The organism is Chitinophaga rhizosphaerae (assembly GCF_003958645.1).
Lineage (GTDB): Bacteria > Bacteroidota > Bacteroidia > Chitinophagales > Chitinophagaceae > Chitinophaga > Chitinophaga rhizosphaerae.
Map to the genome: position 1 here is coordinate 397,534 of NZ_RXLO01000003.1, position 14,591 is coordinate 412,124.

General features: G+C 55.9%; 12 protein-coding genes. 7 read left to right on the top strand and 5 right to left on the bottom strand.

Annotated features, from left to right (window positions below; all coding sequences use genetic code 11):
- Window positions 1-176 precede the first annotated feature (176 nt).
- Window positions 177-464, bottom strand: coding sequence for an HTH domain-containing protein (locus tag EJ361_RS08755; RefSeq protein ID WP_240646585.1), 288 nt, complete (start codon window positions 462-464; stop codon window positions 177-179).
- Window positions 465-854: 390 nt separating this feature from the next.
- Complete coding sequence (locus EJ361_RS08760; protein WP_126245111.1) at window positions 855-1,067, bottom strand: hypothetical protein; 213 nt, start codon at window positions 1,065-1,067, stop codon at window positions 855-857.
- Window positions 1,068-1,355: 288 nt separating this feature from the next.
- Here EJ361_RS08760 and EJ361_RS08765 point away from each other — a divergent pair, with 288 nt between their 5' ends.
- From EJ361_RS08765 to EJ361_RS08785, 4 genes are all read left to right on the top strand, one after another.
- Window positions 1,356-2,729: an alpha-L-fucosidase gene (locus EJ361_RS08765; RefSeq protein ID WP_126245112.1), complete on the top strand. Its 1,374-nt coding sequence runs from the start codon at window positions 1,356-1,358 to the stop codon at window positions 2,727-2,729.
- Between the two features lie 85 nt (window positions 2,730-2,814).
- Window positions 2,815-4,281: a sulfatase family protein gene (locus EJ361_RS08770; protein WP_126245113.1), complete on the top strand. Its 1,467-nt coding sequence runs from the start codon at window positions 2,815-2,817 to the stop codon at window positions 4,279-4,281.
- 597 nt (window positions 4,282-4,878) lie between these two features.
- On the top strand, window positions 4,879-7,428 hold the full coding sequence (locus EJ361_RS08780) for a glycoside hydrolase family 95 protein (RefSeq protein WP_126245115.1): 2,550 nt from the start codon (window positions 4,879-4,881) through the stop codon (window positions 7,426-7,428).
- Window positions 7,425-8,597, top strand: coding sequence for an alginate lyase family protein (locus tag EJ361_RS08785; protein WP_126245116.1), 1,173 nt, complete (start codon window positions 7,425-7,427; stop codon window positions 8,595-8,597). The genes EJ361_RS08780 and EJ361_RS08785 overlap by 4 nt, the downstream gene beginning before the upstream one ends.
- A 190-nt stretch (window positions 8,598-8,787) precedes the next feature.
- On the opposite strand, the gene EJ361_RS08790 is transcribed toward EJ361_RS08785, so the two are convergent.
- From EJ361_RS08790 to EJ361_RS08800, 3 genes are all read right to left on the bottom strand, one after another.
- Window positions 8,788-9,228, bottom strand: a complete 441-nt coding sequence (locus tag EJ361_RS08790) for an Hsp20/alpha crystallin family protein (protein ID WP_126245117.1) — start codon at window positions 9,226-9,228, stop codon at window positions 8,788-8,790.
- Window positions 9,229-9,491: 263 nt separating this feature from the next.
- Window positions 9,492-9,983, bottom strand: a complete 492-nt coding sequence (locus EJ361_RS08795) for a tetratricopeptide repeat protein (RefSeq protein WP_126245118.1) — start codon at window positions 9,981-9,983, stop codon at window positions 9,492-9,494.
- Between the two features lie 50 nt (window positions 9,984-10,033).
- Entirely contained in the window at window positions 10,034-10,525 is a 492-nt protein-coding gene (locus EJ361_RS08800; protein ID WP_126245119.1) for a MarR family winged helix-turn-helix transcriptional regulator, read from the bottom strand.
- A 142-nt stretch (window positions 10,526-10,667) separates the two neighbouring features.
- Here EJ361_RS08800 and EJ361_RS08805 point away from each other — a divergent pair, with 142 nt between their 5' ends.
- The 3 genes from EJ361_RS08805 to EJ361_RS08815 are packed head-to-tail and all read left to right on the top strand — an operon-like array spanning window position 10,668 to window position 14,589.
- The gene (locus EJ361_RS08805) at window positions 10,668-11,711 is read left to right on the top strand and encodes an HlyD family secretion protein (protein ID WP_126245120.1); all 1,044 of its coding nucleotides are present in this window, start codon (window positions 10,668-10,670) and stop codon (window positions 11,709-11,711) included.
- 4 nt (window positions 11,712-11,715) lie between these two features.
- On the top strand, window positions 11,716-13,296 hold the full coding sequence (locus tag EJ361_RS08810; RefSeq protein WP_126245121.1) for an MDR family MFS transporter: 1,581 nt from the start codon (window positions 11,716-11,718) through the stop codon (window positions 13,294-13,296).
- An 18-nt stretch (window positions 13,297-13,314) separates the two neighbouring features.
- Window positions 13,315-14,589 carry a TolC family protein gene (locus tag EJ361_RS08815; protein ID WP_126245122.1) on the top strand — a complete coding sequence of 425 codons (1,275 nt, stop codon included), beginning with the start codon at window positions 13,315-13,317 and terminating at the stop codon, window positions 14,587-14,589.
- The last annotated feature ends 2 nt before the right edge of the window (window positions 14,590-14,591 follow it).

Sequence of the window (14,591 nt, forward strand, 5' to 3'; positions counted from 1 at the left end):
TAGTAATGGGGCTCGCACTTGCTGGATGTAAAAATTTCGGATGTCAGACGGAAGTAGTCAAAACGGCAAAAGCTATTCCGATGCCGATTTGTGATTACGACAACAAAATAGCTTTAAGCCGGGCTTGCGCCTGTTAATATTTTGTTAACCGGCGCCTTCGGAATAAAAAAATAATGCTAACTCGTTTGCGTTAAACAGAGCAGCAGGATGGGGACGGCGGAGGTAAGCCCCGCGAGCAATTTGGTGAATTTGATATTGAATCCACCTTTTTCCCCGTAATAATAGCTCTCCTTGTATCTATCGTACTCGATAGGGGCTCCAAGGTCTTTCATGAGCTTGAGGAACTCGTACAAGGTCCTTTCCGAGATCCGCAGGCGTTTGGCCAACTGGGCGGGCTTTCCGGTGCCTTTGATGCGGATCAGGTAATCGATGGTCTGTAGTCTTTCGAAATAACGCTTTGGCATGGATCAACAGGGGGTTTAATAGCTAAATTGTAAATGTTGTTAACGAATGTGTCCTGGACGGAATGGAGCTTCACTGTGTCTGTGTCTGTGTCTTTTTGTCTTTTTTAAAAATTTACATCATTCGCGGGAAATTTGTTTTAAAGGTTAACGAATACAGTACTGCTTTGCTTTGATAGGATTCAATCCGAAATTACGCCGCAGGCCTGCATTATTACCGCACCAGCTAAACTATTTGAAAAGGCAACCTCTTTCGTGAGGTTGCCTTCAGTTTGGTTAACTTGGAGCGTGAATCATGCATCAATATTACGTTACAGCCTTTTTCAGGCATGTTAACGCCATGTTATAAAAATGTCATATTTTGATTTTTATTAACAAATAAAATGGGTAGCTTCAGGGTAGCCCCGCCTGCTGCTCCGGGCCCGCATCCGGGCCAACGGCCGGTAGCCTCCCGGCGCCATGATTGCCCTGCTTCACCGCCCGCCCTTCCATCCTCCCCGTTTCCTGGAAACCCGCCGCAGCTGCACCTTCCATAAAAGAAAAACCGCCAGCGATGACGAAGCTGACGGCTGTTTTGCTTAAGGTAAACCAGAGGCCCGAAGGCACAAATCGTAAAGTTTTATCGGTCGGGAAGTGAATATTTTCAGCAATGTTACTGTCGATCAGGATGTTTATTTGTTAATCAGATGTTAATAATAGATTGTTTAACAAAATGATGGGCTTTAACCCAACACTGCCCGGGTTGAACCCCGAGTCAAACCGGCAAAGTGTTCCATCCCCCCAACCACCCTTTTTCCCGCCAACTTCAAATCCTCCCAATCAATGACAAAAAACTACCATCCCCCGCAACCCACACAAACTATCTTGCCAATTCATTCAAAATCAGCTGTTACCATGACACGATCCTTGCTCCTCACCCTCCTCTGCGCCGCCCTGCACCTCTGCGCGTCTGCCCAGGAAAAACGCCTCTTCACCGAAACACCGGCGCAAAAGGAGAAACGACTCGCCTGGTGGACCAACGACCGCTTCGGCATGTTCATCCACTGGGGCCTTTACGCCCTCCCGGCCCGCCACGAATGGGTGCAGAACCGGGAACAGATCACCGGATCCGACTACCGGAAATACTTCGACCTCTTCAACCCGGACCTTTACAAACCCCGCGAATGGGCCCGCAAAGCCAAAGCCGCCGGCATGAAATACGCCGTCATCACCACCAAACACCACGAAGGGTTCTGCCTCTTCGATTCCAAATACACCGATTACACCGCGGTTAAATCTCCCGCCAAACGCGACCTCCTCCGCGAATGGGTAGACGCTTTCCGCGCCGAAGGCCTCAAGATCGGGTTCTATTATTCCCTCATCGACTGGCACCATCCCGATTTCACCATCGACGGCACGCACCCCGACCGCCCGCAAAACGATGCCGGTTACGAAGCCCTCAACAAAAACCGCGATATGTCCAAATACCGCACCTACCTGCAGAACCAGGTGCGCGAACTGCTCTCGAATTACGGGAAGGTCGACATCCTCTGGCTCGATTTCTCCTATCCCGGCAAACGCGGGAAAGGCCGTGAAGACTGGGGCTCGGAAGATCTCATCAAACTGGTGCGCAAACTCCAGCCGGGCATCATCGTCAACGACCGCCTCGATCTGAAAGAATATGCTGACGGCGGCGACTTCGTGACGCCGGAACAGTTCAAGGTAGCCGCATGGCCCACGCACAACGGCCAGCGCGTGCCCTGGGAAACCTGCCAGACCTTCTCGGGATCCTGGGGGTATTACCGCGATGAAAACACCTGGAAAGACAATAAACAACTCCTCGGCCTGCTCATCGAATCCGTGAGCAAAGGCGGCAACCTCCTCCTGAACGTAGGCCCCACCGCCCGCGGCAAGTTCGATGCGCGTGCAGACAAGGCGCTGGATGGAATGGGGCAGTGGATGGAACTGAACAGCCGGTCGATTTACGGCTGCACCCAGGCGCCCGATAACTTCAAAAAACCGGATAATACGCTGCTGACGTACAATCCAACCACCAAACGCCTCTACGTTCACCTGCTCGATTACCCGCTGCAAAACTTCACGCTGCCCGGTTACAAGGGGAAGATTAAATACGCGCAATTCCTGCACGATGGCTCCGAGATCCGTTTCAGTGCACCGTCCGGCCACTGGATCAGGAATGAAGTGGGGGCGGATGATCTGAACCTTAGTTTGCCCGTCATTAAACCCGGTGTGGAAATTCCGGTGATCGAACTGATACTGGCCGACTGATAAATCGTATTTTGCCAATAAGCCGGAACGCCGCGCTGGTTCTCCCGCGCGGCGTTCTTTTTCCGAAATATCAAAATCATCACTTATGTTGAAGAAAATTGCCAGTGGCCTTTTGCTGGCCGCGGCAGGGCTCGGGATCGCGAGCTTCGTACCGGCAGCGCCCGAACCACCCGCCCAACCGAATGTTGTCATCATTTTCATGGATGATATGGGATATGGGGACCCCTCGTGCTACGGCGGCGGCCCGTACACCACGCCCAACCTCGACCGGATGGCCGCCAGGGGCATGCGCTTCACTCATTTCTACGCCGCGCAGGCCGTGTGCTCCGCATCGCGGGCGGGCCTGCTCACGGGCTGCTATCCCAACCGCATCGGTATCCACAGCGCCCTGAACCCCGACGCAAAAATTGCCCTGAACGGAGAAGAGGAAACCATCGCCGAAATACTGAAAAACGAAGGCTATGCCACCGGCATGGTCGGCAAATGGCACCTCGGCGCCAAAGTGCCCTTCCTGCCCCTCCAGCACGGCTTTAACGAATACCTCGGCCTGCCGTACTCCAACGATATGTGGCCCGTTCATTACGACGGGAAACCGTATCCCGACACCGTCAAAACCTGGCGCGCCCGGTACCCGCCGCTGCCCCTCATCGAAGGGAATGAAACCCGCCGCATCATCCGCAACCTGGAAGACCAGGCAGAATTGACCGGTATCTACACCGATCGCGCGTGCGAATTCATCCGCAAACACAAAAAAGAACCCTTCTTCCTCTACATGGCCCACAGCATGCCGCATGTGCCCATCGCCGTCTCCAAAGCCTTTCGCGGCAAAAGCGGCGCCGGCCTCTTCGGCGATCTCATGACCGAGCTCGACGCATCCATCGGCAAAGTTTTACGAACACTGGAAGAAAACGGCCTCGATAAGAATACGCTCGTCATCTTCACCAGCGACAATGGCCCATGGCTGAACTACGGCAACCACGCCGGCAACACCGCCGGCCTCCGCGAAGGCAAAGGCACCAGTTGGGAAGGCGGCCAGCGCGTGCCCTGCATCATGCAATGGCCCGGTAAAATTCCCGCGGGAACAGTGTGCAACAAAGTAGCCGCGGCGATCGACATCCTCCCCACCGTAGCCGCCGTTTGCGGCGCCGGCCTGCCGAAAAAGAAGATCGACGGCCTCAGCATCCTCCCGCTGCTGAAAAACGAACCGGGCGCCAATCCGCGTGAATATTTCGTGTATTACTACAACGTCAATCACCTGGAAGCCGTCCGCAAAGGCAATTACAAGCTCGTGTTCCCGCACAGGGGCCGCACTTACCGCCTCAACACCCCCGGGTACGACGGCTTCCCCGGCGCACAGCCGGATGTGGACATCGCCGGCGGATTGTACGACCTGAGCATCGATCCCGGTGAAACGACCGACGTGAGCAAGGTTTTCCCCGACGTCGTGAAAGACCTCGCATCCATTGCCGATAATTACCGCCAAACCCTCGGCGACGAGCTCCGCAAAATGCCCGGAACGGAACGCCGGCCGGCAGGACGCGTACAACCGTAACGATATTCGATCAACTTTGTGTAGCCCTCCCGGACTGTGGTACCGGGAGGGCTTTTTGTTGCCTTCCGGAAATTCGCGCATCCCTTACCCGGTCTCGCGCCGGAGCGCACCACTTCACCGGATACCGTGGCCATCGGCGGATCGGGGTTCGGGGTGATGGCGATCCTGGTCGGGACCGGAGCGGGGCTGCTGTGGCGGCTTTTCATGAGCTGTCCGGAAGTGAGGACAGGGTTGAAGCGACTGGGGTTCAGTAGTCCTTCGTCGTTAATGTGAATCCAGTATCAGTATCCGTTAAAAAAATGCTTTGTCAAATGCAACCGATTGCATAATTTCGGACTACGTTTGCAGTGAAGCGCTTTGATGTATGTTCCCTGTATGCCTGCAAACGTTTGCTTAAATATTGTGACACGTCGCGCAAACAGGTACAAGAAGAGTTTTATTATATGCCCTGCAAGGCACCGCGTTATGAAGAGTAGTATCATGTACTTTTCCAATCCATTCAAGTAATCCGTGAGTTCACGGGCTGTACGTATTTTTTGGCCGTACGCCTGTGGCTCGCGGTTTTTTCCCGGCGATAAAAATGTGTGTAACAACGATATGATAATAGGAATGAAAGGCTGGATGACAGGCATGCTGTGCCTCGCCGCAATGGCGGCTTCGGCGCAGCAGCAAGACCCATTGCTGAAGCTTTGGTACCGCCAGCCCGCGGCCAACTGGAACCAGGCGCTGCCCATCGGCAACGGGCGCATTGGCGCCATGGTGTTCGGCGGGGTGGAAGAAGAACAACTGCAACTGAACGAAGCGTTCCTATGGAGCGGCGGGCCGGGCGTAGGCAACAATCCCGGCGCATACAACACCCTCCCGCTCGTTCGCCAGGCCCTCTGGAACGGGGAATACCTCAAAGCCGACTCGCTCAGCCGGCTCATGCTCGGGCCTTATTCCGCCAGGTACCTCACGCTCGGCGGCCTGTTCCTCAGGTCCGGCCACACCGCACCCGCAACTAACTATGAACGTTCGCTCGACCTCAATTCGGCGCAGGCGAAAGTTTCCTATACCATTAACGGCGTCGTATTTACGCGGGAAATGTTCGTTTCCTGGCCAGACCAGTTGCTCGTCATCCGCTGGAAAAGCAGCCGGAAAGGCGCGCTCAATTTTACGGCCGGGTTCAGGAACCCCCTGAAAGCAACGGTTGCCGCATCCGCCGCCGGTGATCTCGTCATGAAAGGGCAATGCCCCTCGTACGTGCCGCACCGGCCGTATGAAAAACGCACCATCGAATACGATCCTGCCATCGGGATTCCTTATGAAGTACACGTAAAAGCCCGGCTCACAGACGGCCGTTCCGTTGCCGATGGCGACCGGTTGCGCATCGAAGGTGCCACGGAAGTGACATTGCTCGTGTCTATGGGCACGGGTTTCAACGGGCCGAACGTGGACCCGGTGAAGCACGGCAAGCGTGCGGACTCCGCCGCGCTGGCGCCCCTGAAGAAAGTGGAAGGCCTGGCCTACGGGGCACTGTTGCAAAGGCACCTGGCCGACTACCAACCGCTGTTCCGCCGCGTTCAGCTTCACCTGGGCGTGGATGCTTCGGCCCGCAAGCCTACAGATACGCGGCTCGTGGAATACACCCGGGCAGGCGGGAACCGCGATCCGCAGCTCACCACGCTGCTTTACCAGTTCGGACGCTACCTCATGATCGCCGGCTCAAGGAAGGGCGGCCCGGCCATGAACCTGCAGGGCATCTGGAACGATAAAGTGCAGCCGCCATGGGGCTCCAACTACACGACGAACATCAACACCGAAATGAATTACTGGCCGGCGGAAACGGCCAACCTGTCCGAATGCACGGCGCCCCTGTTCGATTTCATCGGGCAGCTCGCCGAAAACGGAAAAGAGACCGCGAAAGTGAATTACGGGCTCGGTGGATGGACCGTCCACCATAACGCCGACATCTGGGCCATCACCGCGCCTTCTGGCGGCTTCGACTGGCGCGATCCGCGCGGAGACCCGCGCTGGGGTATCTGGCCCATGGCCGGTGCGTGGCTCTGCCGGCACCTTTGGGAACATTACGCCTACACGGGCGATAGCGTTTTCCTCGAAAAAACAGCCTATCCGCTCATGAAAGGCGCCACCGAATTCATGCTCGGATGGCTCGTGAAAGACACCGCGGGGAATTGGGTGACCAATCCGTCGACCTCTCCCGAAAATAATTTTCTCATCGCCGGCGCCCGCAAAGGTTCCGTGAGCATCGCTTCCACGATGGACATGTCCATTATCCACGATCTGCTCAACCGCACCGCCCAGGCCGCCACGTTGCTGAAGCGCGATAAGGAACTGGTGTCGGGCATCAAACAGAAACTGAAGAATTTATATCCTTTCCAGGCCGGACAGTACGGCCAGTTGCAGGAATGGTACCTCGATTGGGACGATCCCAAAGACAAGCACCGCCACCTGTCGCACCTGTACGGCCTTTTCCCGGGAAATGCCATCACGCCGCGCCGGGAACCCGATCTCGCCGCTGCGGCCAAACGCAGCCTGGAGTTGCGCGGCGACGGCGGAACGGGCTGGTCGAAAGCCTGGAAGATCAACTGGTGGGCGCGCCTGGAAGATGGCGACCATGCCTACACGATGCTTAATAAACAATTGTTCCTCGCCGAAACAGATTCCATCAGCGTGGCGGATAACAGCGGCGGCTCTTACGCCAACCTGTTCGATGCACATCCGCCGTTCCAGATCGACGGGAATTTCGGGGTGGTATCCGGTATCACGGAAATGCTCGTGCAAAGCCATGACGGCGTGATCCACCTGTTACCTGCATTGCCTTCCGCATGGCCGACGGGCAGTGTGAAGGGATTGAAACTGAAAGGCGGGATGGAAGTGGATATCGAATGGAAGAACGGGAAACTGGCCAGCGCGCAGATCCGGGCAGATAAAGATGCAGGCGGACGAATCATCCGCACGAACGTTCCCGTGCAGATCGCCGCGCCGGTGGCCGCCAAAGAAGCCAGCGGCGGCCTGAAGGACTACGGATTCCCCGTCAACAAGCGCATCGCCGCACCGGGTAAACTCCCGGAACTGCATCTACCAGCGGTTACGGACCAGGCGGTACAAATCAGGAAAGGTAAAACAACGATCATCGCGCAATGAAAAAAACGGCATGTATAATACTGGGCCTGCTTTGGCTGCAAACCACCGCCGCAATGGACGGTGGCTGGCTGAAACGCGCCCTGGCGGTGCGACGGGATCAGATCCGGACGGAAGCCGCGTGGGCCATGCAACAGCAGCCGGTAACCGTAACGGCGGCTTCCTGCGAACGGAGTGCCGGCGGCAGGCACGATTTTTACTCCGAGGGAGATTACTGGTGGCCAAACCCCAAGCATCCGGATAGCCCGTATGTGCAGCGCGACGGCCAAACCAACCCCGGCAACTTCGTGGCGCACCGCCAGGCCATGGTGCGCTTCAGCAGGGTAGTGGGCGCGTTGGCGGCGGCGTACGTGGCCGACGGGAAGAAGGGCCGGCTGGAACATGCGAAAAAGCACATCCTCGCCTGGTTCGCCGATACCGCCACCCGCATGCATCCGCATCTGCTGTATGCGCAAGCGATCAAAGGGAGAGCCACCGGCCGGGGGATCGGCATCATCGACACCATCCATCTGCTGGAAGTGGCGCAGGCATTGCGGATCATGGAAAAAGCCGGCGTGTTGAAAGGTGTGGAACTGGAAGCGGTGCGCCGCTGGTTCAGGGAATACCTGCAATGGATGACGGAACATCCTTACGGCAAAGACGAAATGAACGCCAAAAACAACCACGGAACATGCTGGGTGATGCAGGTAGCGGCGTTTTCCTCGTTTTTGAAAGACACCACGTGGACGAACTTCTGCGAACGCCGGTATAAAGAGATATTGCTGCCCGGGCAGATGGCCGCCGACGGCAGTTTCCCGCTGGAGCTGAGACGAACAAAACCTTACGGTTATGCGTTATTCAACCTGGATGCCATGACCACTATTTGCCAGATCCTCAGCAAACCCGGCGCGGATTTGTGGCAATACGAAGACCCTGCGAAGAAATCGATCGGCAAAGGCATATCCTTTATGTTCCCTTTTGTTCAGCAGAAAAATTTATGGCCGTATGCGAAAGATGTGATGTATTGGGACGAATGGCCAATGGCGCACCCGTTTCTCCTGTTTGCGGCTGCGGCGTATGGAAATGAAACATATTTCCGGCTGTGGGAGCGTTTGCCGCATGGCTCGGAAGTGGAAGAAGTGCTGCGCAACATGCCCGTGCGCAATCCTGAAATCTGGTTAGTTAAACTGTAAATAGTAATTGATAATGCAAAGAGATTAAGATTTTTACTGTAGACGTGGAATATGATAACGCCGGTCTCGTCAGAGCCGGCTCTTTTTTTGACCGGTCGGAGAAGCAGGCCCCCAACAGGCACTGCTTCCCGCCGGATTTTTTTATGATGGACCTTGAAGGGGAAAAAATGGACCGCGGCGCAGGAGCGCATCAGTCGATGTTGATCATACGCGGGGGCTTTTGTTTGACTTCCTCGCGTTTGGGAATGGTCAACCGTAACAATCCGTTATCGTACCGGGCGGTGATCCCGCTTTCATCCACTACGTCCTTCGGCAGCATCAGCGTGCGCTGGAACGCCTGGTAGCTGAATTCTTTGCGGCTGTAGTCTTCATTGTTGCGATTGACTTTTTCGGATGAAATGGACAAAGTGTTGCCATCCAGCTGGATTTTGAAATCGTTCTTGTCCATACCCGGGGCCGCCACTTCGACTTCGAAATTATCGGGCGTTTCCCTGATATTGACAGCGGGAATGGTAGTGCCGCTTGAAGAGAAATTGCTGTGGCCCCAATTGTAGAGTTCGCGGTTGAATAAATCGTCGAACAGGTTGGTGAATGTTGGGAATGCATCCCGGTTTCTTTTGATGACAGACATAATGACCTCCGTTTTGACAGTTAAACAATAAGTTTTGCGTAATCATCAGGCTGAAAGGTATATTGCCTTTGAAATTTTTCTATCAACGTGCGTGCCAAACAGGGTCCGGTAATTTACAGGTGCGGGTGGCTGTCATTTTTGCCTGGGGACGGAAATTTTTTCAGTTGGAACGGCTGACAGGCATTGACAAAATTTCATTGTGGCGTTGCCGCTGAAGTGTGCGACGCAACGGCGGTTGAAGTAAGGAGAGCAGGTTGACGGCCTCATTTCATTTCCTCTAACAAACGTTGGGCTTTCGGGTATTCCGGCGTGCCTTCCGGGATGCGGTTGAGCCACACGCCCGCTTCGGCGGCGTTTTTCCCTTTGAGGTAAGACAGGGCGATGAAGAACGCGCAGCTGTGTTTGTAATGCGACCCCTCGTTCCACAAAGCCTCCAGGTCGGCCCGCGCTTCCGCCAGCCGGTTGTTTTCCAGCTGCGCCAGGCCGCGGTAGTACCGGGCAAATTCCATATCGGGCTCCAGCGCCAGCACTTTATCCAGCTCCGCAGCGGCCTTTTCGTACTTATGGTGATTGAAATGCCGGGTGGCAACGGCCAGCAAGGAATCCGCCACGGTTTCCCGCCGGTTGGGCGGCACCATTTCGCGCACGGCAAACTCCTCATACAGCTCCTTGCGCCAGGGGCTCAGGTAGAGCAGCGCCGAGATCAGCAGCGCAATGGCCGCTATGGTAATGAGAAATGTGCTGAAGGAACGCATGGAGACATGTTTACCTATTACGTTACAAAACTCCGCGGGAAAATGTTCGCTTACCGGCTGGGGTCCACGAGCGTGGGATGCAGCTCTGACGCGAGCCTGAACAGGATGTCGCGCAGCAGGTCCGCGTCTTTTTCCCCTATGATGCCGGTGTAATACTCCTGGATACCCTTCACGGCACTGAACATATCGATCATCAGCTCTTTCCCCTTTTCACTCAGGAAAATGACCGTGGCGCGATTGTCGGTTTCGTGCTTGCGCGTGATGATGTAGCCCATGGCCTCGAGGTTTTTCACCACCTTGCTCATGGCCTGTTTGGTAATGCGGGCCTTCTTGGCTAGCTCATTGTTGATCGTCCCTTCCGTTGAAATGTTCGCCATCAGCACCATGTCGCCGATCTTGAAATCGGCGTAGCCGTTCCGCTGCAAATGCTCCGTGAGCCGCGCGTCGAAATCCTTCTTCACGATGCTTAACAGCCGGATGAGCAGCTTCGGCCGTTGGGAAATAATATCCGCTAATTGTTGGTCCTTATCAGTTGTAGTCATAATCGGTGCGGCCAGTTTTGGATGAAGGGGCTAAAATATCCCTTTTGTCATACAAAGATAATAAAAATTTAAAAACGTCAACTTGTTTGTCTAATTAGTAAGCTTGGTTTACCTTTGTTGCCGATTTCGAAAAACACACACCATGGAAACTGCACAGGCAAGTCCCCGCAGGGGCAAACTCGTGGCGAGGATCATCTTCATCGCCATCCTCATTCTCGGCGCCCTCTTCGGCATTAAACAATGGTTGTATGCCCGGCATCACGAAACCACCGACAACGCCCAGGTAGAAGGGCACTCCGCCCCCGTGATCGCCCGGGTGGCCGGGTACGTGAAAGGACTGAACGTCCAGGATTACGGTAACGTGAAGCTGCGCGATACGCTCGTTACGATCGACGACGAAGAATACCGCATCGCACTGCAACAGTCGGAGGCAGACGCACAGCAGGCCGCGGCCGACCTGGCCACCGCACGCGCCAATCTCGCTAACGCCAGCGCCGGCATCACCGTGGCGCAATCCAACGCACAGGTGGCGCTGGTACGGAAAGACAAATCTTCCGCCGACCTCCGCCGCGACCAGGCCCTGTTCGACGACCACGCCATCACCAACCGCCAGCTCGACGATACCAGGGCCATCAGCCTCACCAACGACAAACAGTTCCAGGCCGCGCAGGACAATATTACCCTGGCGCGCTCGTCCGTCCAGGTAGCTGCCGCCAAGGTACAGCAGGCCGAGGCATTGCTGGCCGGTAAACAGGCGGCGGTTGAACAGGCGAAGCTGAAACTCGGCTATACGAACGTAACCGCCAACATCGCGGGCCGCATCGGTAAAAAGAACGTAGAGCCGGGCCAGTTCGTGCAGGCCGGGCAGAGCCTCTTCACTATCGTCGACGAAAACGGTTTTTACATCGTGGCCAACTTCAAGGAAACGCAGCTGGCGCACATCGCGGTGGGCCAGGAAGCCGAAATTGAGGTAGACGGTTTCAGCGATCTCCACCTCAAAGGACATGTGGTCGCCATTTCCCGCGCAACAGGCGCTAAATTCTCCCTGTTGCCGCCCGATAATGCCACCGGCAACTTCGTGAAGATCGTTCAACGCGTTCCCGTTAAAATATCCATTGACAACGCCGACCAATACCTCGACCGCCTGCGCGCCGGCCTGAGCGTGGAAGTGGCTTTAAAATACTAAGGCAATGACAGCGAAACCAAAAGGGCTCGCCAAATGGATCATTGTGGCCACGGTCATCTCCGCTACCATGCTGGAGCTGATAGATACCACGATCGTGAACGTGGCGCTGTCGCAAATCAGCGGCAACCTCGGCGCCACGATCGAAGACGCCTCCTGGGTGATCACCGCGTACGCCATCGCCAACGTGATCGTGATCCCCATGACCGGGTTCCTTGCTTCCTATTTCGGGCGAAAAAACTATTATCTCACTTCCATCCTCATATTTACGTTCGCATCCTATATGTGCGGACAGTCGGGCAGTTTGTGGGAGCTCGTGGCCTGGCGCTTCGTCCAGGGCGTGGGGGGCGGTGCGCTGCTGAGCACTTCGCAGTCCATCCTCTTCGACACCTTCGAGGTTTACGAACGGCCCACGGCATCCGCCATCTTCGGTATGGGCGTGATCATCGGGCCCACGGTGGGGCCTACGCTCGGTGGGATCATCGTGGATAATTTCCACTGGTCGCTCATCTTCGACCTCAACGTTCCCATCGGCATCATCGCCGCCTTCCTCGTATTCTCGTTCATCGACAAGCAGCCCAACGAATACAACATCAACCGGAAAGCCATCAAGATCGATTATCCCGGCATTTTCCTGCTATGCGTCTGGGTCGGCAGTTTGCAATACATCCTGGAAAAGGGGCAGTCGGAAGACTGGTTTGCGGCCACGCACATCGTTGTGCTGACCGTGGCTGCGGCTGTGGCTTTCGTGCTGTTTATCTGGTGGGAGCTGCGGACGGATGCGCCGGCCGTCAACCTGCATGTGCTTAAAAACCGGACGTTGGCCATCACCACGCTATTGACATTCATCATGGGGATGGGTATTTACTGTTCGATGTTCGTGTACCCGGTCTGGATGCAACGTGTAAACGGCTATACGCCTACGCTAACCGGTGAAAGCCTCTTCCCTGGGGCCATCATGGCAGCTATTATGATGCCGATGGTCGGAAGGGCGATCCAGCGCGGCGTTCCGCCGAAATATCTCATCACGGGCGGCTTCCTGATCTTCGCGATTTTCTGCTTCTGGATGTCGACCGCCAGTCCGGACGCGGGCGAAATGTTCTTTTTCGTGCCGCTGTTGCTCCGGGGCATCGGCTCCGCGATGCTGAGCGTACCGCTGACGAACCAGGCCGTTTCGGGGCTGTCGCCCAAAGAAATGCCGCAGGGCATCGCCATCAACAACATGCTTCGCCAGCTGGGCGGCTCTTTCGGCATCGCGTTCATGAATACCTACGTGGCGCGCCAGTACATGGAGCACCGCACGCAGCTGTTGCCGTATGTGGGGCCGGAAAGCGCCACTGCCACGGAACGCATCCAGCAATTGAGCAACGCCATGGTGGCCAAAGGCATGACGCTCGACCAGGCCAGGCACGCCAGTCTTTCCCTGCTCGACGCCGTTGTGACCAAACAGGCTTACATCTTAACATACCTCGACGCCTTCCGCATCGTGGGCATCTTCTTCGTATGCGTGCTCCCGCTGATGCTGTTCGTGAAGAAAAGGAACCTCAGCGCAGACGCCATGAAGGAAGCGGCGGAACATGCGCATTGATATAAAAACACACAAGTCATGAAAAAAGCACTGATCATCATATTGAGTTGCACGGCCACGGGGGCTTTCGCACAGTCGGCGCCCGCCGGGCTGAAGTCGCTCGTTCAGCAGTCGTTCAGCCATTTCACGCAAATCAGGGCGATGGAAACGCAGCAGCGCATCGCGGCCGACCAAACCACGCTGGCCAAAGCCAGCCGCCTGCCCGAAGTAAGCGGCAGCGCCAGCTACAGCCATGTGTACCCCGTTCCCAAAGTACAACTGCCCGGCAGCGATTTCAAATTCCAGCCCGTGCCGTCCGAAAACATCAACGCCGGCGTGGAAGCGCGGCAATTGCTGCTCGATTTCGGAAAATCCGGCAGCCAGATCAAAAAATCCGCCGCACAGGCCGGGCTCCTCGGCGTGCAAACCGCCGAAGCCCGCGAAGAGCTGGCGTACCAGGTGGCAAACGTCTACATGAACATCGCCTTCCTGCAAGACAATATCGCCGTGCAGGACGCCAACATCCGCCTGCTCGAAGAAACCGGGGCCATGGTGGAAAACAAGCTGAAGCACGGAGACGCCATCGATCTCGACCTTATCAATACCCGCGTGAAACTCGAATCCTACCGCAATAAGAAGGTCGATTTCACCAATTCCCTCCGGAAACAGATCGCCGCGCTCGAATACCTGACCGGTGAACATCTCCGGGATTCGGTGCATTCCGATTTCGCCTGGGCCGTTCCGCCCGCTGCCGGCGATTTCGAGCACAATGCTACCATGCGCACGTCGCTGGAAAAGGAAAAAGTAGCGGAAACAGGAATAGAACTGGCGAAGGCGCAATACAAACCGAGCCTGTTCCTCAACGCGGGAACGGGTTTCAAAAACGGTTACCTGCCCGAGATCACCACGCCCAAATTCAATTACTATGCGGGCGTGAGCCTTTCGGTGCCGATCTATAACGGAAAAAAACTCCGCACGCAGGAACATATCGCCGCCACCGAAGCGGCAATCGCGAAACTGAACACGCAGGATGTGAAAGAAGTCCTGCAAAAAGAAGCCGCCCAGCAGCATGCGGATGTTGTTGCGGGGCGCGACAGGCTCCAGACGGCCGAAGTGCTGCTGGAACAGGCGAACAAAGCCCTTACGCTGGCGAAAAGCCGCTATCGCAACGGCGTCATCACTTACCTCGATCTGCAAAACGCACAAACTTCGCTCCTCGAAGCGCAACTCTCCAAAATCCAGTACCAGTACCAGTTGTCGCTGGCGGGCCTGGAGCTGATGCACCTCAGCGGACAAGAATTTTGGAAACAATAACC

Bases quoted from the DNA above. Each gene is read 5' to 3' on its own strand.
- EJ361_RS08810 (WP_126245121.1), top strand. From the start codon at position 11,716: ATGACAGCGAAACCAAAAGGGCTCGCCAAATGGATCATTGTGGCCACG.
- EJ361_RS08795 (WP_126245118.1), bottom strand. From the start codon at position 9,983: ATGCGTTCCTTCAGCACATTTCTCATTACCATAGCGGCCATTGCGCTG.
- EJ361_RS08800 (WP_126245119.1), bottom strand. From the start codon at position 10,525: ATGACTACAACTGATAAGGACCAACAATTAGCGGATATTATTTCCCAA.
- EJ361_RS08770 (WP_126245113.1), top strand. From the start codon at position 2,815: ATGTTGAAGAAAATTGCCAGTGGCCTTTTGCTGGCCGCGGCAGGGCTC.
- EJ361_RS08755 (WP_240646585.1), bottom strand. From the start codon at position 464: ATGCCAAAGCGTTATTTCGAAAGACTACAGACCATCGATTACCTGATC.
- EJ361_RS08815 (WP_126245122.1), top strand. From the start codon at position 13,315: ATGAAAAAAGCACTGATCATCATATTGAGTTGCACGGCCACGGGGGCT.
- EJ361_RS08790 (WP_126245117.1), bottom strand. From the start codon at position 9,228: ATGTCTGTCATCAAAAGAAACCGGGATGCATTCCCAACATTCACCAAC.
- EJ361_RS08805 (WP_126245120.1), top strand. From the start codon at position 10,668: ATGGAAACTGCACAGGCAAGTCCCCGCAGGGGCAAACTCGTGGCGAGG.
- EJ361_RS08765 (WP_126245112.1), top strand. From the start codon at position 1,356: ATGACACGATCCTTGCTCCTCACCCTCCTCTGCGCCGCCCTGCACCTC.
- EJ361_RS08785 (WP_126245116.1), top strand. From the start codon at position 7,425: ATGAAAAAAACGGCATGTATAATACTGGGCCTGCTTTGGCTGCAAACC.
- EJ361_RS08780 (WP_126245115.1), top strand. From the start codon at position 4,879: ATGATAATAGGAATGAAAGGCTGGATGACAGGCATGCTGTGCCTCGCC.